Consider the following 21,294-nt stretch of genomic DNA (forward strand, 5'->3'; position numbering starts at 1 on the left):
AACATGACGTCTTCGAGGAACAGCCGCGCCTCCGCCCTGCCCGAGGACATGCGGGAAGCCCTCCGCCGCCGTCTCGCGGGCAAGGCCGGACGCACCGCGGCGATCCCCCGCGCGGACCGCGCGCAGGCCCTTCCGCTGTCCTTCGCCCAGCAGCGGCTGTGGTTCCTGCACACCCTCCAGCCGGACGAGGCGGGCTACAACAGCGCCGTCGCCCTGCGGCTGACCGGCGCCCTGGACGTGGCCGCGCTCTCCCGGGCGCTCGACGCCCTGGTGGCGCGGCACGAGGCGCTGCGGACCGTCTTCGAGGACGGGGACGGGCAGCCGTCGCAGGTGGTGCGCGAAGCCACCGAGGTTCCGCTGCCGGTCACCGACCTGACGAGCGAGCCCGGGGCGCTGGACGACACGCTGCTCGCCGAGTACTCCCGCCCGTTCGACCTGCGCACCGGGCCCCTGCTGCGGGCGCTGCTGATACGGCTGGCGGACGCGGAACACGTACTCCTGCTGACCGCCCATCACATCGTCACCGACGGCTGGTCCATGGGCATCCTGCTGGACGAGCTGTGCGCCCTGTACGGGGCCGATGGGACCGCGCGGGCCTCGCTGCCGCCGGTGCCGGTGCAGTACCCGGACTTCGCGGTGTGGCAGCGCAACCGGCTCTCCGGGGCCGCGCTGGACAAGCAGCTCGATCACTGGAAGGACCGGCTCACCGGCGCCGTCCCGCTGGAGCTGCCCACCGACCGGCCCCGGCCCTCGGTGCGCACGTCGGCGGGCGCGGTGTACGAGTTCACCGTGGGCCGGGACGTCGCGGCGCGGCTGAAGGAGCTGGCGGCGGAGCGGCGCACCACCCTGTTCACGGTGCTGGTCGCCGCGTGCCAGGGGCTGTTCGCCCGCTGGTCGGGGCAGGACGACATCGCGCTCGGCACGGTCACCTCCGGCCGTGGCCGCACCGAGCTGGAGCGCGCCGTGGGGTTCTTCGTGAACACCGTGGTGCTGCGCTCCGGGGTCGATGTGGCGCGTTCGTACCGCGAGCTGATCGATGAGGCCGGTGCGACGGTCCTCGACGCGTTCGCGCATGACGAGACGCCGTTCGAGCGGCTGGTGGAGGCCGTGGGGGCGCGCCGGGAGGCCGGGCGCAACCCGCTGTTCGACGTCATGGTGCTGCTCCACAGCAACCCCCGGGGCGCGCCGCGTCCGGCCGGGCTGACGGCGGAGTCCGTCGATGTGCCCCGGCAGTCCTCCACCTTCGACCTCAGCGTGGAATTCGTCGAGGAAGATGAGGAGTTGCGGGGGCTGCTGGAGTACAGCACCGAGCTGTTCGACGCGGAGACCGCCGAGCGCATGGCGGGCCATCTGCTGGTGCTGCTGGAGGGGGCGAGCGCCGCGCCGGACCGGCCGCTGCGGGAACTCCCGCTGCTGACGGCGGAGGAGCGGCGGCAGGTGGCGGCGTGGGAGCGGGGTCCCGCTCTGGCCGCCCCGGCGATGACCTTCCCGGCCGTGTTCGAGGCGCAGGCGGCCCGTACCCCGGCGGCCACGGCTCTGGTGGCCGGGGCGGAGACGTACGACTTCGCGGGGCTCAACGCGGCCGCCAACCGGCTGGCGCACCAGCTGATCGGGCAGGGTGTCGGCCCCGAGCGGACCGTGGGGGTGAAGCTGCCGCGCACCGCCGACATGGTCGTGGCGATCCTCGGCGTCCTCAAGGCGGGCGGCGTGTATCTGCCCATCGATCCCGAACTCCCCGAGGAGCGCGTCGCGTTCCTGCTGTCCGACGCCGAACCGATGCTGGTGCTGGACGAGGCGGCGCTGCGCGCGGTCCCCGCCACGCTGCCCGCGACCGACCCCACCGACGCCGACCGGGTCGCCGCGCTGCACCGGGACGGCGCGGCGTACGTCATCTACACCTCGGGCTCCACCGGCCGCCCCAAGGGTGTCGCGGTCTCGCACCGGGCCATGGTGAACCTGCTGGTGGGCCACCGCCACGGCTTCGTGGCGGAGGCGGGCGGCGGTCCGCTGCGGGTCGCGCTGACCGCGTCGTTCTCCTTCGACACCTCGCTGGAGGGGCTGCTGCTGCTGGCGGACGGCCATGAGCTGCACCTCATCGACGAGACCACCCGGCTCGACCCGGCCGCGCTGGTCGACCACATCGCGGCGCACCGGATCGACTTCCTCGACCTCACCCCGTCGTATCTGCGGCAGCTCCTCCCGGCCGGGCTGCTCACCGACGCCCGGCACCGCCCCCGGGTGCTGATGCTGGGCGGCGAGGCCATCGGCCAGACGCTGTGGCGGCAGCTGGCGGAGGTGTCCGGCACCACGGCGTACAACTTCTACGGTCCGACCGAGTGCACCGTCGACGCGCTCGCCGCCCGGATCGGCGGCGCCGGGCGCCCGGTGGTGGGGCGGCCGCTGGGCAATCTGCGCGCCTACGTACTCGACGCCCGGCTCCGGCCGGTGCCCGCCGGAGTCGCGGGCGAGCTGTATCTCGCCGGGGACCAGCTGGCGCGCGGCTATCCGCACCGCCCGGGGCTGACCGCCGAGCGTTTCCTGGCCGATCCGTTCGGGCCCCCGGGCGGCCGGATGTACCGCACCGGCGATGTGGCCCGCTGGACCGCCACCGGGGAGCTGGACTACCTCGGGCGCGCGGATGACCAGGTGAAGATCCGGGGCCACCGGGTCGAACCGGGTGAGATCGAGGCCGCGTTGCTCGATCTGCCGTCCGTCGCCGAGGCGGCCGTGATCGCCGTGACCGACGAACGCGACCACGCGCGGCTGGCCGCCTACTACGTACCGGCCGCCACCGCCACGCCGCCCACCACGCAGGACCTGCGGGCGGCCCTCGGGCGCACTCTGCCGGGCCATATGATTCCGGGCGCCTTCCTCGCCCTCGACGCCATGCCGCTCACCACGAGCGGCAAGCTCGACCGGCGCGCGCTGCCCGCCCCGCACCCCGACACGGACCGGCGGGAGAACGCCTACACGGCGCCGCGCACCCCGGCGGAAGAGGAGCTGGCGCGGATCTGGGCCGAGGTGCTGGGCGCCGAGCAGGTCGGGGTGACGGACAACTTCTTCGAGCTGGGCGGCGACTCGATCCTCAGCATCCAGGCCGTCTCACGGGCGCGCCAGGCCGGGCTGCGGCTCAGCTCCCGGGACATCTTCCTCCACCAGACCATCGCCGACCTGGCCGCCGCCATCGCCCCGCGCGGCGCCGCTGATACGGAGGACACGGCCGCCGAGCCGATGGGCCCGGCCCCGCTGACCCCGATCCAGCACTGGTTCTTCGCCACCCACGGCCCGCTGCGCCACTTCACCATGTCGATGGTGGTGGACCTGCCGTACGACCTGGACGAGACCGCGCTGCACACCGCCCTGGAGGCGGTGGCCGCCCACCACCCGGCGCTACGGACCCGGTTCGTACGGGAGGGCGGCGAGTGGCGCCAGCACGCCGACGCTTCGGTGACGGGGCCGCTGATCCGCCGCCACGATCTGGCGGAGCTGGAAGGGGACGCCGCGCACACCGCGGCCGAGGCGGCCGCCGAGGCCGCGCGCGCCGAACTCGACCTGGCCACAGGCGCATTGCTGCGCGCAGCGCTGATCCTGCGCGGCGCGAAGTCCCGGCCGCGGCTCTTCCTGGCCGTCCACCACCTGGCCGTGGACAGCGTGTCATGGCGCATCCTGCTGGGCGACCTGGAGGCCGCGTACCGGCAGGCCGTGGCCGGGGAGCCGGTGCGGCTCGACCCGGTCGGCACGTCGTTCACCCACTGGGCCCACCGGCTCAGCGGCCACGTCCTCGCCGGGGAGCTGGACGGCGACCTGCCGTACTGGGAGGACGTGGCGCGGGCGGACGGCGCGGGGCTGCCCGTCGACCATCCCGGCCGCGCCACCGCCGGAACCACCCGCACGGTCCGGGTGCGGCTCGACCGCGACACGACGGACGCGCTGCTGCGCCGGGTGCCGGGGGTGTACCGGACGCAGATCAACGACGTGCTGATGAGCGCGCTCGGCCGGGTGCTCGCCGACTGGACCCACACCGACCGGGTGCTGGTGGCCATGGAGGGCCACGGCCGCGAGGAGATCGACGAGAGCGTCGAACTGTCCCGTACCGTCGGCTGGTTCACCACCCAGTACCCGGTGGCGCTCACCGTGCCCGGCGGCGGCTGGGGCGCGGTGCTGAAGTCCGTGAAGGAGCAGCTGCGGGCGCTGCCCCGCCGGGGGCTGAGCTACGAGGCGCTGGCCCATCTGAGCCCGCCGGACTCCCCCGCCCGCGCGCTGCGCGACGCCCCGCTGCCGGGCATCTGCTTCAACTACCACGGCCAGTGGGACTCCGTACCGGGCGACGACGCGTTCACCCTCACCGGTCAGACCCTGGGCCAGGATCTCGACCCCGCTGAGCCCTCGACGTATCCGCTCGATGTGTCGGGCGTGGTGTCCGCCGGGGAGCTGGAGCTGACCTGGCTCTACTCCGACCGCGTCCACGACGAGGGCACGGTGCGCGGGCTCGCGGACGCGATGCTGGCGGCGCTGCGGGAGATCGTCGGCCACTGCGCCGAGCCGGACGCCGGTGGCCGTACGCCATCCGACTTCCCGCTCGCCCGGCTGGACCAGGCGGGCGTGGACCGGCTGGTCGGCGACGGGCGCGGCACCGAGGACGTCTATCCGCTGACCCCGCTCCAGGAGGGCATGCTCTTCCACCGTCTGGTGGGCGACGGACAGGACGTGTATCTCGACCAGGCCACGCTGACCCTGGCCGGGGTGAGCGATCCGCACGCGTTCGCGCTCGCGTGGCAGCAGACGGTCGACCGCACCCCGGTGCTGCGCAGTGGCGTGGTGTGGGAGGACGTCGAGCGGCCGGTGCAGTTCGTACGCCAGCGGGCCGCCGTGCCCGTCACGCATGTGGACGCGCGCGAGCTGCCGGAGGGGCGGCGCGCGGCCGAGCTGGACCGGCTCCGCGCCGACGATCTGGCGCGCGGGCTGGATCTGACGGCACCGCCGCTGATGCGGCTCACCCTGGTCCAACTCCCCGATGACCAGGTGGCGTTGATCTGGACCTCGCACCATCTGATCCTGGACGGCTGGAGCCTGGCCCAGGTCTTCACCGAGGTGTGCGAGCGATACGCGGCGGCGGCCCGGGGAGAGCGCCCGGCGCTGACCGCCCGGCGGCCGTTCCGCGACTATCTGCACTGGCTGGACCGGCAGGACGGGCGGGAGGCCGAGGAGCACTGGCGGGCCCTGCTCGCGGGGGTCACCGCGCCCACGCCGCTGCCGTACGACCGCAAGCCCCTGGAGTCGCATCGGGCCGGTTCCTCGGCGACCGTGGCGGTGGCGCTCGGGGCCGGGGTGTCGGCGGAGCTGCGCGAGGCGGCCCGGCGGCACGGCCTGACCGTCAACACCATCGTGCAGGGCGCCTGGGCGCTGCTGCTGTCCCGGTACTGCGGCGAGAGTGACGTGGTCTTCGGCACCACCGTCTCGGGTCGCCCGGCGGAGCTGGCCGGGGTCGAGTCGATGGTGGGCATGTTCATCAACACCCTGCCCACCCGGGTAGCCGTCGACGGCGCCCGGAACACCGCCGCGTGGCTGCGGGACCTCCAGGTGGCGCAGTCGGAGGCGCGGCGCTTCGAATCCGCGTCGCTGGCCCAGCTGTCGGCCTGGAGCGAGGTCCCGGCCGGTACGCCGCTCTTCGACAGCATGGTGGCGTTCGAGAACTACCCCTTCGACGACTCGTCGGCGCGTGAGGCGGGGCTGCGCATCCTCGACGTCCAGTCGACCGATGCCACGAACTTCCCGCTGAGCCTGCGGGCCCATCTCTCCGACCGGCTCGGCTTCGACCTCGGCTACGACCCGGAGCTGTTCGACGCCGGGACCGCGACCGCCCTCGCCGACCGGCTGTGCCAGCTGCTGACCGGGATCGCGGCCGACCCCGACCGCCCGCTGCGGGCGCTGCCGTGGACGACGGCCGAGGAGCGGCGACGCATCCTGGTGGAGTGGAACGGCTCGGAGCAGGGCACACCGGAGCACACCGTGGTGGACCTGTTCGAGGAGCAGGCCGCCCGGACCCCGGATCTGATCGCCGTCACCTACGGGGCGGAATCGCTGTCGTACGCCGAACTCGACGCGCGTGCGGGCCAGTTGGCCCACCGGCTCATCGCCGGAGGCGCGGCGCGGGAGCGGTATGTGGCGCTGGCCCTGCCCCGCTCGCTGGACATGATCGTGGCGGTCGTGGCCGTGCTGAAGACCGGTGCGGCCTATCTGCCGATCGATCCGGACCAGCCCGCCGGGCGGATCGCCCATATGCTCGCCGACACCGAACCCGTGCTGCTGCTGACCACCGCCGACCTGGCCGAGCGGATCGCGGCGGACACCGCCGTGCCCCGGCTGTGCCTGGACGATCCGGCGGTGGCCGCCGATCTGCGGGACCGCCCGGCCACTCTCCCGGCCGCCGCCCGGCCGCTGCCGGACAGCCCGGCGTACGCCATCTACACCTCGGGCTCGACCGGTAGCCCCAAGGGCGTGGTCATTCCGCACGCCAATGTGGTCCGGCTGTTCTCGCGGACCCGCCAGTGGTTCTCGTTCGACGAGAGCGATGTGTGGACGCTGTTCCACTCCTACGCCTTCGACTTCTCCGTCTGGGAGATCTGGGGGCCGCTGCTGCACGGCGGGCGGCTCGTGGTGGTCCCGTACGCGGTCTCGCGCTCCCCGCAGGAGTTCCTGCGGCTGCTGGCGGACGAGCGGGTGACGGTCCTCAACCAGACGCCGTCGGCGTTCTACGCCCTGATGCGCGCCGACGAAGAGAATCCCGGAGCGCGGCTTTCGCTGCGCCGGGTGATCTTCGGCGGTGAGGCACTGGACCCGCGCCGTCTGGAGGACTGGTACGCGCGACACGCGAACACCGACACCGCGCCCGTGCTGGTCAACATGTACGGGATCACCGAGACCACCGTGCACGTCACCCACACCGCCCTCGACCGCGCCACCGCCGCCCGCGCCACCGGAAGTGGCATCGGCACCGGCATCCCCGACCTGCGGATCTACGTCCTCGACGGCGCGCTCCAGCCGGTGCCGCCGGGTGCGGTCGGCGAGCTGTACGTGGCGGGCGCCGGGCTGGCCCGTGGCTATCTGCGGCGGCCGGGGCTGACCGCGTCCCGGTTCGTCGCCGACCCGTTCGGCCCGCCGGGACACCGGATGTACCGCACCGGCGACCGGGCCCGGTGGAGCGCGGACGGCGAGCTGGAGTATCTGGGCCGCGCCGACGACCAGGTGAAGATCCGTGGCTTCCGGATCGAACCCGGTGAGATCGAGGCCGCCCTGACCGCGCATCCGGCGGTGGCACATGCCGTGGTGATCGCCCGCGAGGACACGCCCGGGGTGCGGCGGCTGGTCGCCTACACCGTGGCGGCTCGCCAGGAGGCCTCGCCACCCGCCGCCGAACTGCGGGAATTCCTGGGGCGGAACCTGCCCGAGCACATGATCCCGGCCGCCTACATCGCCCTGGACACCCTGCCGCTGACCGCCAACGGCAAGCTGGACCGGGCGGCGCTGCCCGCCCCGGGCGCGGACGGCTTCGCCACGAGCGCCGAGCGGATCGCCCCGCGCACCGAGGCGGAGGCCACGGTGGCCAGGGTGTGGGCCGAGGTCCTGGGCGTCGAGGAGGCCGGGGCCGAGGACAACTTCTTCGCCCTGGGCGGCGATTCGATCCTCGCCATCCGGGTGGCGTCCCGGCTGCGTACCGCCTTCGGCACGGACGTCTCGCCACGGTCGCTGTTCACCCATGCCACCGTGGCCGCCCTCGCCACCGCGCTGAGCGCGGCACCGGACGGCGGCGGCGCGCCGCGCGAGGTGATCCCGGCGGTGGCGCGGGGCGGTGACCTGCCGCTGTCGTACGCACAGCAGCGGCTGTGGTTCCTGGACGGCTTCGACGACCGCGACACCGAGTATGTGACCCCGTTCGCGCTGCGGCTGCGCGGGCGGATCGACACCGGCGCCCTGCACACCGCCCTCGACGGCCTGGTGGCCCGGCACGAGCCGCTGCGCACCACGTTCGCCGAGGTGGACGGCCACGGTGTGCAGCGGATCAACGCCCCGTACCGGGTCGAGCTGCCGCGCCACGACCTCACCGCGTTCCCCGCCGCCGAGCGTGAACGGGAGCTGGAGCGGCTGCTGGAGCGCGAGGGCGCCACCGCGTTCGACCTGGCCACCGGGCCGCTGCTGCGGGCGTCGCTGATCCGGCTGGACGACGAGGAACACGTCCTCACGCTGACGATGCATCACATCGTCACGGATGGCTGGTCCACCGCCGTCATCAGCGAGGATCTGAGCGAGCTGTACGCGGCGGCAGTGGCGGGCCGCAGCCCCGAACTGCCCGCGCTGCCGCTGGGTTACGCCGACTACGCGGCCTGGCAGCGCGATCCGCGTGGCGGCGCCGCCACCGTGGAACCGCAGCTGGACCACTGGCGCAAGACCCTCGCCGAGCTGGCCCCGCTGGAGCTGCCCACCGACCGGCCGCGCCCGGCCGTGCAGACCAAGAACGGGGCGCTGCTGGACTTCACCCTGGACGCGGAGCTGGTGGACCGGCTCCGGGAGACCGGGCGGCACGGCGACGGCACCCTCTTCATGACCCTGCTCGCCACCTGCCAGGTGCTGCTGGCGCGCTGGTCGGGGCAGGAGGACATCGCGGTCGGCACCGTGACCTCCGGCCGGGAGCGGCCCGAGCTGGAGCGGCTCGTCGGGATGTTCGTGAACACGCTCGTACTGCGGAGCCGGGTGCGCGCGGACCTCCCGTTCGGCGAACTGCTCCAGGAGGTGCGCGACACCGTCCTCGACGCCTTCGCCCACCAGGACGTGCCGTTCGAGCGGATCGTGGACACGCTCCAGCCGGAGCGGGACACCAGCCGCACCCCGCTGTTCCAGGTGATGGTGGCGCTGCACAACCTGGGCAGTGAGGTGCCGAGCCTGCCCGGGCTCGCCGTGGAGCCCGTACGGATCCCGAGCCGGACCGCCGCGTTCGACCTCGGCTTCGACTTCGTGGAACACCAGGGCGCCCTGACCGGCTTCGTGGAGTACAACACCGATCTGTTCGACGCGGAGACCGTGCGGCGGATGACCCACCAGCTGCGGCTGCTGCTGGAAGCGGTGGCGGACGACCCAGGCCGTCCGGTGGGCGAACTCCCGCTGCTGACCGCGCGGGAGCGGCACACCGTGCTGGAGGAGTGGAACGCCACCGCGCTGCCGGTGGCGGACACCACGTTCCCGCGCCTCTTCGAGGAGCAGGCCGCCCGCACCCCGCACGCCACCGCGCTGGTGGCCTCGGGTGCCCGTTACGACTTCGCGGAGCTGAACACCCGCGCCAACCGGCTGGCCCACCATCTGATCGCCCTCGGGGCCGGTCCCGAGCAGGTGGTCGCGGTCAGGCTGCCGCGCACCGCCGAGCTGATGGTGGCGCAGCTCGCCGTCCTCAAGGCGGGCGGCACGTATCTGTACGTGGATCCCGAACTGCCCGTAGAGCGCGTGCAGTTCATGCTGGAGGACGCGGCACCCGGGACCGTCCTCACCCCCGAGGCGCTGCGCGACGCGCCCCTCGGCGGTCTGCCCGCCACCGACCCCACCGACCGGGACCGGCGCGCCCCGCTGCGCCCCGCGAACACCGCGTACATCAACTACACCTCGGGGTCCACGGGCCGCCCCAAGGGTGTCGCGGTCGAGCACGGCCAGTTGGTCAACCTGTGCCACGACCATCTGGCCGGGCTCATCGCGCCGCACGCGGCCGAGGCGGGCCGTCCGCTGCGCGCCGCGCTGACCGCCGCGTTCTCCTTCGACACGTCCTGGGAGGGCGCCGTGTTCCTGGCGGCGGGCCAGGAAGTGCACTTGATCGACGACGCGGTACGGCTCGACCCGGACGCCCTGGTCGAGCTGATCCGCGCCCGGGAGCTGGACTTCCTCGACCTCACGCCCTCGTATCTGCAGGAGCTGATGGCCACCGGGCTCTTCAGCGGCAACCACACGCCGCGCATCGTGATGGTGGGCGGCGAGGCGCTGGGGGCGGCGCTGTGGCGGGAGCTGCGCGTGGTGCCGGGCGTGGCGGCGTACAACTTCTACGGGCCCACCGAGTGCGCCGTCGACGCGGTGTACGGGCGCCTCGCCGACCTCGGGGACCGGCCGCTCATCGGGCGCCCCGGGCACAATCTGCGGGCGTACGTCCTGGACGCGGCGCTGCGCCCTGTACCCCCCGGGGTGCCGGGCGAACTGCATCTGGCCGGTGCCCAGGTGGTGCGCGGCTATCTCGGCAGGCCGGGGCTGACCGCGCGCCACTTCACCGCCGATCCGTACGGGCCGCCCGGCTCCCGGATGTACCGCACCGGCGACCGGGCCCGGTGGACGGCGGACGGGGTACTGGAATTCCTCGGCCGCACCGACGAGCAGGTCAAGATCCGTGGCTTCCGCATCGAGCCCGGCGAGATCGAGGCCGCCGTACTGGGCCATCCGGCGATCGAGGACGCCGTGGTGGTGGTCCGGGAGGACACCGGCCACCGGCGGCTGGTGTGCTACCTCGTGGCCACGGGCGCGGACGCCGCGCCCGGTGCGGTGGAGCTGCGTACCCTGCTCAAGCGGACCCTGCCCGACTACATGGTCCCGGCGGCCTTCGTGACGCTGGAGCGGATGCCCCGCACCGACGCCGGAAAGGTCGACCGGCGGGCGCTGCCCGCGCCGCCTGTGCGGCCGGATGCGGAGACCGCGCATCTGGCGCCGCGCACCGAGCCGGAGACCGTGCTCGCGCGGGTGTGGTCCGAGGTGCTCGGCACCCCCCGGATCGGCGTGGAGGACAACTTCTTCGCGCTGGGCGGTGATTCGATCCTCAGCATCCAGATCGTCTCCCGCGCCCGCCAGGCCGGGCTGCGGATCACCTCCAAGGACGTCTTCCGCCACCAGACCATCGCGGAACTCGCGCTGAGCATCGGGTCCGCCCCGGCGCGGGACCACGCCCCGGCCGGTCCGCCGACCGGTCCGGCGCCGCTGACCCCGATCCAGCACTGGTACCTGGACGGGCGGCGGCCCGGCGATCCGCACCACTTCACCATGACCCACCGGCTCCAACTCACTGATGAAGCAGATGAGTTGGCCCTCCGCCGGGCGCTGGACGCGCTCGTGGCCCACCACCCGGCGCTGCGCACCCGGTTCCTGGTCATCGACGGCCGGTGGCGGCAGGAGGTCCTGGCCACCGCGCCGGGGCCGCTGCTGGAGCGGCACGAGCTGTCCGGCCTCGGCGACGAGGCGCGGGCGCGCGCCGTACGCGAGGCCACGGTCGCGGCCCAGACCGGGCTGGACATCGCCGAGGGCGCGGTGCTGCGGGCCCTGCTGTTCACCTACGGTCCGCAGCGGCCGCCCGAGCTGCTGCTCACCGTGCACCACCTGGTGGTCGACGGCGTCTCGTGGCGCGTCCTCCTCGGCGATCTGGAGACCGCGTACGACCAGGCCACCGCCGGTGCCACGCCCGTACTGCCCCCGGCGAGCAGCGCCTACGCGCACTGGGCGGCCCGGCTGGCGGAGCACGTACGCTCCGGCGGGCTCGACGGCGACCTGGCGTACTGGGAGCGGGCCGCGCACACCGCGCCCGCCCCGCTCCCCGTCGACCGCGAGGGCGCCAACACCCAGGAGACGGCGGCCACGGTGACCACGCGCCTGTCCCGCGCCGAGACCGAGGCGCTGCTGCGCGATGTCCCGGAGGTCTACCGCACCCAGATCAACGATGTGCTGCTCAGCGCGCTCGGCCGGAGCCTGGCCCGCTGGACCGGCGGCGACATCGCGCTGATCGGGGTGGAGGGCCACGGCCGCGAAGACCTCTTCGACGAGCTGGATCTCTCCCGTACGGTCGGCTGGTTCACCGCCGAGTTCCCGCTCGCGCTGACCGTGGCGCCGGGCGCGGGCTGGCGGGACACGCTGCGGTCCGTCAAGGAGCAGCTGCACGCCGTCCCGCACCGCGGGCTGAGCTACGGCGCGCTGCGCCACCTCTCCCCCAAGGCGGGCGAGCGGCTGCGTGGCGGCCCGGCGCCGCAGATCGGGTTCAACTACCACGGCCAGTGGGATGTCGCCGCCACGGAGGACGCCTCCGGGCTCATCCGGGGCGCGCTGCCCTCGATGGGTAAGGACGCGCCGGACGGCGAGACCCGTACGTATCTGCTGGAGGTCACCGGGGCCGTCCAGGACGGCCGTCTGGAGCTGGGCTGGACCTACCCGAAGCTGATGTACGACGAGGCGACCGTGCGCCGTCTCGCCGAGGATGTGGTCGCCGCGCTGCGGGAGATCGTGGCGCACTGCGCGGAGCCCGGCGCGGGCGGCCGCAGCCCCTCCGACTTCCCGCTCGCCCGGCTCGACCAGCGCCAGGTGGACCTGATCGCGGGCGACGGCCGGGACGTGGAGGACATCTATCCGCTGACCCCGCTGCAGGCGGGCATGCTCTTCCACGGCCTGGTCGACGCCCAGGGCGCCTACTTCGACCAGATCGCGCTGCGCGTCGGCGGCATCGCCGACCCGGACGCGTTCGCCGCCGCCTGGCAGCGGGTCACCGACCGTACGCCGGTGCTGCGCAGCGCGGTCCGCTGGGAGGGGCTTGAGGAGCCCGTCCAGGTCGTACGCCGCCAGGTCGCGCTGCCCACCGCGCGCCACGACTGGCGAGACCTCTCCCCGGACGAGCGGCAGGCCGCGCTGGAGCGGCTGCTCGCCGAGGACCGGGCGGCCGGGATGGAGCTGACGCGTGCGCCGCTGAGCCGGATCGCGATCGCGCGGCAGAGCGACGACGAGGTCATGCTGGTGTGGACCTCGCACCATCTGATGCTCGACGGCTGGTCCACCGGGCAGATCTTCGCCGAGGTGTGCGAGCACTACGCGGCGCTCACCGAGGGCCACACCCTGAGCCCGCCCGCGCGGCGCCCGTTCCGGGACTTCCTGCACTGGCTGCGGGAGCAGGACCAGGAGCGCGCCGAGCACCACTGGCGGGACGTCCTGGCGGGCTTCGAGGCCCGGACCCCGCTGCCGTACGACCGGCCGCCCCGGGAGGCGCACCGCGCCACCTCCGGCGAGCTGACCCGGCTGGAGCTGTCCCGGGAGGTGTCCGCCCGGCTGCGCGAGATGGCCCGTGGCCGTGGGCTGACCGTGAACACGGTCGTGCAGGGCGCCTGGGCGCTGCTGCTGTCCCGGTACGGCGGCGAGAGCGACGTGGTGTTCGGCACCACCGCCTCGGGCCGCCCGGACGGGCTGCCGGGTGTGGAGACGATGGTCGGCATGTTCATCAACACGGTCCCCACCCGGGCCGTGGCCGATGGCGGCCGCGAGGTGGCGGGGTGGCTGCGGGAACTCCAGGACCAGCAGAGCGAGTCCCGCCGCTTCGACTTCGTCTCCCTCGCCCGGATCCAGGCTCTGAGTGAACTTCCCGCCGCCGAGGGGCTGTTCGACTCCATGGTGGTCTTCGAGAACTATCCGTTCGACGAGGAGTCGGCGTCCGGTGCCGGGATCGCCATCCGGGAGGTGCGGGCCGAGGACGCCACCACCTTCCCGCTGTGCCTGCGCGCCTATCTCGGCGACCGGCTCGGGTTCGACATCGCCTACGATCCCGCGCTGTTCGACGCGGCGACGGCGGAGCGCGCGGCCCGCCACCTGGAGACGCTGCTGACCGGCATCGCCGATGGCGCCGGGCGCACCCTGGACGATCTGCGGCTGCTGACCGGCGACGAGGAGCGCCGGGCGGTGCGGGAGTGGAACGACACCGCGCGGCCGCTGCCGCAGGGTTCGCTCGCGGAGCTGTTCGCCGAGCAGGCCGCGCGTACCCCGGACGCCATCGCCGTCACGGATGGCGCCACCGCCCTCAGCTACCGCGATCTCGACGCGTGGTCCGGCCAACTGGCCGTGTCCCTGGCCGAGTCGGGGGTGCGCCACGAGGGCCGGGTGGCGCTGCTCATGGACCGGTCGGCCGAACTGGTCGTGGCGCAGCTCGCGGTCGTCAGGGCGGGCGGGGTGTACGTACCGGTGGACGCCCGCGCGCCGCGCGCACGGCAGCGGACGCTGCTCGCGGCCACCGGCGCGAAGGTCGTGCTGACGGCGGACGACGTGGCCGCCGTACGCGACGGCGAGCGCGTCCCGCCCGCCGTGCCGGTGTGCCGGGACAACCTGGCGTACGTGATGTTCACCTCCGGGTCGACCGGGGAGCCGAAGGCCGTGGGGGTGCGCCACCGCGATGTGGCGGCGCTCGCCTTCCACCGCGCCTTCGGGGGCGGCGGACACGACCGGGTGCCGCTGCACTCCCCGGTGGCGTTCGACGCCGCCACCTACGAGGTGTGGGTGCCGCTGCTGCGCGGCGGCCAGGTGGTGGTGGCCCCGCCGGGCGAGCTGGACGCGGCGGCGCTGCGGCGGCTGGTGGCCGACCACGGGGTGACGGGCCTGTGGCTGACGGCCGGGCTGTTCCGGCTGCTGGCACAGGACGCCCCGGACGCTTTCGCGGGGCTGCGCGAGGTGTGGACCGGTGGCGATGTGGTGCCAGCGGGCGCGGTGCGCCGGGTGCTGGCGGCGTGCCCCGGGCTGACCGTCGTGGACGGCTACGGGCCGACCGAGACGACGACCTTCGCGACCGCGTTCCCGATGTCCCGGGCCGACGGGGTGCCCGATGTGGTGCCGATCGGCGGGCCGCTGGACAACACGCGGGTATACGTCCTGGACGCGCGGCTGCGGATCGTACCGCCGGGTGTCGTCGGTGAACTCTTCGTCGCCGGTGAGGGCGTGGCCCGTGGCTATCTGGGGCGGCCCGGTGCGACGGCGGCGGCCTTCGTCGCCGATCCGTACGGGCCCGCCGGGGAGCGGATGTACCGCACCGGGGACCTGGCGCGGCGGCGGCCGGACGGCACGGTGGAGTTCGTGGGCCGCGCCGACCACCAGGTGAAGGTCCGGGGCTTCCGGATCGAGCCGGGCGAGGTGGAGACCGTGCTGACCGCGCACCCCGGGGTGGCGGACGCGGCGGTGGTGGCCCGGGAGGACCGGCCCGGGGTGAAGCGGCTGGTGGCGTATGTGGTGTCCGGCGGCGAACCGGCCGTGGACCTCGCGGAGTTGCGCACCCGCACGGCGGCCGCCCTCCCCGACTACATGGTGCCGTCCGTGTTCGTCCCGCTGGACGCGCTGCCGCTGAGCCGCAACGGCAAGCTGGACCGCGCGGCGCTGCCCGCGCCCGGCGCCGCCCCGGACCGCGCGGCCTACGTGGCCCCGCGCGACGAGGCCGAGCGGCGTACGGCGCGGATCCTGGCCGAGGTGCTGGGGGCCGAACGGGTCGGTGCCGAGGACGACTTCTTCGTCCTCGGCGGTGACTCCATCCTCAGCATCCGGCTCACCTCGCGGCTGCGGGAGGCGTTCGGGGCGGAGGTGTCGCCCCGGCTGGTGTTCACCCACTCGACGGTGGCCGCCCTGGCCACGGCCCTCACCGAGGCGAGCGGCGCTGGCGGTGGCGGTGGCGGCGCGGAAGGGATGTCCGCGCCGATCGTCCCGGTGTCCCGGGACGGGGAGCTGCCGCTGTCGTATCCGCAGCAGCGCCTGTGGTTCCTGGACTCCTTCGCACCGGACAGCACCGAGTACCTCACCCCGCTGGCGCTGCGGATGCGCGGCCACCTCGACGTGCGGGCGCTGGAGGAGGCGCTGACCGCGCTGGTGGCCCGGCACGAGTCGCTGCGTACCACCTTCGACGCGGTGGACGGGCGCGGCGTGCAGATCGTGCACGAGCCCTCCCCGGTCCGGCTCACCCGCCACGACCTGTCGGGCCTGCCCGTCGACCGGCGGGAGGCGGAGCTGACGGAGCTGCTGGCGCGGGAGCGGGAGCGCCCCTTCGACCTGCGGCGCGGCCCGCTGCTGCGGGTCGGTCTGATCCGGCTCACCGCCGAGGACCACGCCCTCACGCTGACGCTGCATCACATCATTACGGACGGCTGGTCCAACAGTGTGCTGATGGGCGATCTGCGCGAGCTGTACCGGGCGGCGCTGAGCGGCGAGGCGACGCAGCTGCCACCGCTTCCGGTGGGGTACGCCGACTTCGCGGCCTGGCAGCGGGCCGAAGTGTCCGGCCCGTACGCCGATGAGCAACTGGCTTACTGGAAACGGCAGTTGCGCGACACTGAGCCGCTGGAGCTGCCCACCGACCGGCCCCGTCCGGCGGAGCGCAGCGGACACGGCGCGACGGCCGAGTTCGAGGTGTCCGCCGAGGTGAACCGGCGCCTCAAGGAGTACGGACAGGCCCGTGGCACCACCCTCTTCATGACGCTGGTGGCGGCGGCCCAGGTGCTGCTGGCCCGGCTGTCGGGCCAGGAGGACATCGCCGTGGGCACGGTCACCTCGGGGCGGGAGCGCGCCGAGGCCGAGCACCTGATCGGCTTCTTCGTCAACACGCTGGTGCTGCGCTCCTCGGTCGACGCCGAACGTGGCTTCACCGACTTCCTGGCCGCTGTGCGCGGCACCGTCCTGGACGCCTTCGCCCACCAGAGCGTGCCGTTCGAGCGGGTGGTGGACGAGGTGCAGCCCGTCCGCGACACCAGCCGGACACCGCTGTTCCAGGCGATGGTGGTGCTGCAGAACATCCCCGGCGGGCCGCTGGACCTGCCCGGTCTCGCCCTGGAGGACATCGCCCCGGAGACCAGCACCGCGAGCTTCGACCTCACGCTGGAGTTCGCCGAGGCCGAGGGCGGCGTGCTGCGCGGGCTGATCAGTTACAGCACCGACCTGTTCGACGCGCCGACGGCCGAGCGCATCGGCGCGGCCCTCCGTACGCTCCTCACCGGCATCGCCGACGACCCCGACCGGGCGGTGGGCGCGCTGCCGCTCGCCACCCCGGCCGAACTGCGGCGCACCCTCGTCGAGTGGAACGCCACCGGGCGCCCCGTCCCTGCGGCCACGCTGGCCGAGCTGTTCGAGCGGCAGGCGGCGGTCTCCCCGGACGCCACGGCCGTCACGTACGGGGCGGGCTCGCTCACCTTCGCCGAGCTGGAGGTGGCTGCGAACCGGCTGGCGCACCGGCTGATCGGGCGCGGTGTGGGGCCGGAGCAGCGGGTGGCGCTGGTGCTGCCGCGGTCGGTGGAGATGGTGGTGGCGCAGCTGGCGGTGGTGAAGGCGGGCGGCGCGTTCCTGCCGGTCGACCCCCACTACCCGGCGGAGCGGGTGGCGTTCATGCTGCGCGACGCCGAGCCGCTGGTGGTGCTCGACGACCCGGCGTCCGTGTGGGCCGGGGACGGCCCCGCCGAGGCGCCCGTCGTCCCGGCGCTGACACCGGACCATCCGGCGTACGTCATCTACACCTCCGGGTCCACCGGGGTGCCCAAGGCGGTCGTGGTCACCCACGCGGGGCTGGCGAGCTTCTCGTCCGCCGCCGCCGACCACTACGACGTCCGGGCCGGGGACCGGGTCCTGCAGTTCGCCTCGCCGAGCTTCGACGCCTCCGTGCTGGAGCTGTGCATATCCCTGACCAGGGGCGCGGCGCTCGTGGTCGCGGAGGAGGGGCCGCTGCTCGGCGAGCGGCTGGCCCAGGTGCTGACCGAGCAGCGGATCACCCACACGCTCATTCCCCCGGCGGCACTGGCCACCGTGCCGGAAATGGACATGCCGGAGCTGCGCACACTGATCGTCGGAGGTGACGCGTGCTCCCCCGAACTGGTGGACCGCTGGGCACCCGGACGCCGGATGGTCAACTCGTACGGTCCCACCGAGGCCACCGTGGTGAGCACCTGGTCGGGGCCGCTGGCCGCCGGTTCGGGGGCGCCGCCGATCGGCGGGCCGATCCCCAACACCCGCGCCTATGTGCTGGATTCCGCGCTGCGCCCGGTTCCGGTGGGCGTGGCCGGGGAGCTGTACGTGGCCGGGGCCGCCCTGGCACGCGGCTATCTGGGGCGGCCGGGGCTGACGGCCTCCCGCTTCCTGGCCGATCCGTTCGGCCCCGCGGGGGGCCGGATGTACCGCACGGGCGATGTGGTGCGCTGGACGGCCGAGGGCGAGCTGCGGTTCGTCGGCCGGGCCGACGACCAGGTGAAGGTCCGGGGTTTCCGGATCGAGCTGGGCGAGGTGGAGAGCGCGCTGCGGCGCAGCCCCGAGGTGCGCGAGGCGGTGGTGGCCGTACGGAACACCGGGGCCACGCCCGAGCATCCGTCCGGGCTGAAGCGGCTGGTCGGCTATGTGGTCCCGGCGTCGGACGCGGCACCGACCGCGGGCACGCTGCGCGACTTCCTGGGCGGGATCCTGCCGCCCCACATGGTGCCCTCGGCGTTCGCCACCCTGGCGGAACTGCCGCTCACCCCCAACGGAAAGGTCGACCGCCGCGCCCTGCCCGACCCTGATCCCGCACCGGCCCCGGCTGCGGACCATGTCGCGCCGCGCACCCCGATGGAGAGCCGGATCGCGGCGATCTGGGCGGATGTCCTCGGCCTCGACCGGGTCGGCGTGCACGACAACTTCTTCGACCTCGGCGGGGACTCCATCCTGAGCATCCAGGTCGTCTCCCGCGCCCGCCAGTCGGGGCTGCGGGTGACCACCAAGGATCTGTTCAGCCACCAGTCGGTGGCCGCCCTGGCCGCCGTGGCCACGACGGAAGAGGTGGAGGGCAGCGCGGAGCCGGTGACCGGAGACCTTCCGCTCACCCCGATCCAGCGCTGGTTCTTCGCCACCCACACCGTCAATCCGCACCACTTCAACCAGTCCACGCTGCTGGAGCTGGACCAGGACGTGGACGAGGCCGCACTGGAACAAGCCCTGTCCGCTCTCCTCGTCCACCATGACGCGCTGCGGATGCGGTTCACGCGAGACGGCGGCGAAGACGGCGGCGAGTGGCGGCAGTACAACCCGGAGCCCGAAGCGGGGGCCGTCCTCGCCCGGTACGACCTGTCCGGGCTGCCGCCGGGCGGGGCGGATATGGCCATGGAGGAGACGGCCGACGCCCTCCACGCGGGCTTCGACCTCGGCAGCGGTCCGCTGCTGAAGGCCGCGCTCTTCCGGTTCGGCGACGCCCGGCGGCCGTTCCTCTTCCTGACCGCCCACCACCTCGTCATCGACGGAGTGTCCTGGCGGATCGTGCTGGACGACCTGGACACCGCGTACCAGCAGGGCGTGCGCGGCGAGGCGGTCGACCTCGGCACCAAGTCGACCTCGTTCCGGGACTGGGCCCTGCACCTCGCCGAGCAGGTCGGTGACGGCGCCCTGGACCACGAGGCCGACCACTGGGCCACGGCCCTGGACGCGCGGCCGCTGCCGGTCGACCACGAGACGCCCGCCCCGGGTACGGACACCCGGGCGATTCCCGTGGAGATCGACGAGGCGGACACCGAGGCGCTGCTGCGCGCCGCCCCCACCGCGTACCGCACCCGCATCAACGATGTGCTGCTGGCCGCCCTCGCGCTGGCACTGTCCCGCTGGACCGGACAGGACCGGGTCTCCGTCGAACTGGAGGGCCACGGGCGCGAGGACATCATCGAGGGCGCCGATCTCTCCCGTACGGTGGGCTGGTTCACCACGATGTACCCGGTCTCCTTCGACCTGCCCGCCGCCCGGGACACCGCGTCCATCGACTGGCGCCGCCTGGTCAAATCGGTCAGGCGTCATCTGCGGGCCGTCCCCGGCAATGGCTTCGGCTTCGGCGCGCTGCGGACGTTCGGGTCGCCCGAGGTACGGGAGCGGCTGACCGGCACCGGCGCCGGGCCGCAGGTCGTCTTCAACTACCTGGGCCAGTGGGACGCCCGGTCCGCCTCCGCCGAGGCCAAGGACGGCCTGGTCCACGCCGAGCACGGCTCGTTCGGCCAGGACCACGACCCCCGCGAGGGAGGATCGCATCTGCTGGAGGTCGTGGGCGCGGTGCAGAACGGCCGCCTCGGCTTCACCTGGTACTACCGTCCCGGTGTCCACGAGGAGTCGACCGTGGCGGCGGTGGCCGAGGACTTCGCGGACGCGCTGCGCCGTATCGCCCAGGACTGCCGGGGTGGCGCATGAGCGGGGAGCGTGGCGTGCCGTCGGGCCCGGGCGCCGCGTCGTCGGGCCCGGTGGAGGCGCCGCCGTCCGCGCCCCCGCCGGTGCCCCTGTCGCGCAACCGCGGCTACCGGCTGCTGTGGGGCAGCCAGGCGCTGTCGGAGTTCGGGTTCCACGCGACGATGATCGCGTTCCCGCTGCTGGTGCTGGCGCTCACCGGTTCGGGCGCCGCGTCGGGTCTGGTGATGGGCACGATCGCCGCCGCCCAGATGGTGGCCGGGCTGCCCGCCGGGGTCCTGGTCGACCGGTACGACCGTAAGGCGCTGATGCTGGTCTGCGAGGCGGCCCAGGCGGTGTCCGCCATCAGCCTGGTGGTCGCGGTGTGGGCCGACGCGGCCACCGTGCCGCACATGGTCGCGGTCGCGGCGGTGTTCGGGGCCGCCGCCGCCCTCTTCGAACCGGCGGAGAACGCCGCGCTGCCGCTGCTCGTGGACACCACCCAGCTGCCCGCGGCGGTCTCGATGAACACGGCGCGGGCGTCGATGGGGCAGCTCTCGGGCACCGCGACCGGCGGTTTCCTGTTCGCTGTAGGGCGCTTCGTCCCCTTCCTCGCCGACGCCGTCATGCACACCCTCTCCTTCGTGGCGCTGCTCTTCCTGCGGCTGCCGAAACCGGAGCGGCCCGCCGCCCCGCCGGGCAGGCTCGGCCACGAGATGCTGGCCGGTCTGCGGTGGGTGTGGCAGGAGCGCCGCATCCGGGTCACCATCCTGTGCGCGGTCGTGCTGAACCTGTTCTTCAGCGCCTTCTACCTCGTCGTCATCGTGCTCGCCGGAACCCGGGGGGTGCCCTCCGGGGAGGTCGGGGTGATGGCGGCCATGCTCGGAGTGGGCGGCGTCGCGGGCGCGCTCGCCGCGCCCGCACTCCACAGCCGCCTCGGCCCCTACCGCGCCATCGTGGCGGTGTTCTGGGGGCTGACCGTGCTCACCCCGGTCGCCGCCGTCGTGCACAGCGGCTATCTGACCGGGGTGCTGTTCGCCCTGATGGCGCTGTTCCCGCCCACCGCCAACACCGCGATCATGACGGAGCAGTTGCTGCGCACCCCCGACGAGCTGCGCGGCAGGCTCACCAGCGCCCTCGCCCTGGCCTGCGGCGTCGCGGGCGCGGCGGGCCCCGCGCTGGGCGGTCTGCTCACCCAGGCCCTGCCGGGCGACCAGGCGATCCTGGTGTGCTCGGCCGGAATGGCCGCCGCGGCTGTCCTCGCCACCGCCAGCCCGACCCTGCGCGGGCTGTCCACGAACGCCCCGTCCGGCAACCGGCCGACGGGCGCCTAGGCACCACCAACAGATC

At 74.0% G+C, this 21,294-nt stretch carries 2 protein-coding genes; both read left to right on the forward strand.

Annotated features, from left to right (window positions below):
* The first annotated feature begins 3 nt into the window (after window positions 1-3).
* Window positions 4-19,971, forward strand: a complete 19,968-nt coding sequence (locus ACFV9T_RS07765; protein WP_385437445.1) for a non-ribosomal peptide synthase/polyketide synthase — start codon at window positions 4-6, stop codon at window positions 19,969-19,971.
* Window positions 19,968-21,278 (forward strand): MFS transporter, encoded by a 1,311-nt coding sequence (locus ACFV9T_RS07770; protein WP_385437447.1) that lies wholly within the window; start codon window positions 19,968-19,970, stop codon window positions 21,276-21,278. The genes ACFV9T_RS07765 and ACFV9T_RS07770 overlap by 4 nt, the downstream gene beginning before the upstream one ends.
* The last annotated feature ends 16 nt before the right edge of the window (window positions 21,279-21,294 follow it).

This window comes from Streptomyces sp. NPDC059850, from assembly GCF_042731515.1.
In the GTDB taxonomy this organism is placed as follows: domain Bacteria; phylum Actinomycetota; class Actinomycetes; order Streptomycetales; family Streptomycetaceae; genus Streptomyces.

Coding starts and splice junctions, on each gene's coding strand:
- ACFV9T_RS07770 (WP_385437447.1), top strand. CDS start 19,968: ATGAGCGGGGAGCGTGGCGTGCCGTCGGGCCCGGGCGCCGCGTCGTCG.
- ACFV9T_RS07765 (WP_385437445.1), top strand. CDS start 4: ATGACGTCTTCGAGGAACAGCCGCGCCTCCGCCCTGCCCGAGGACATG.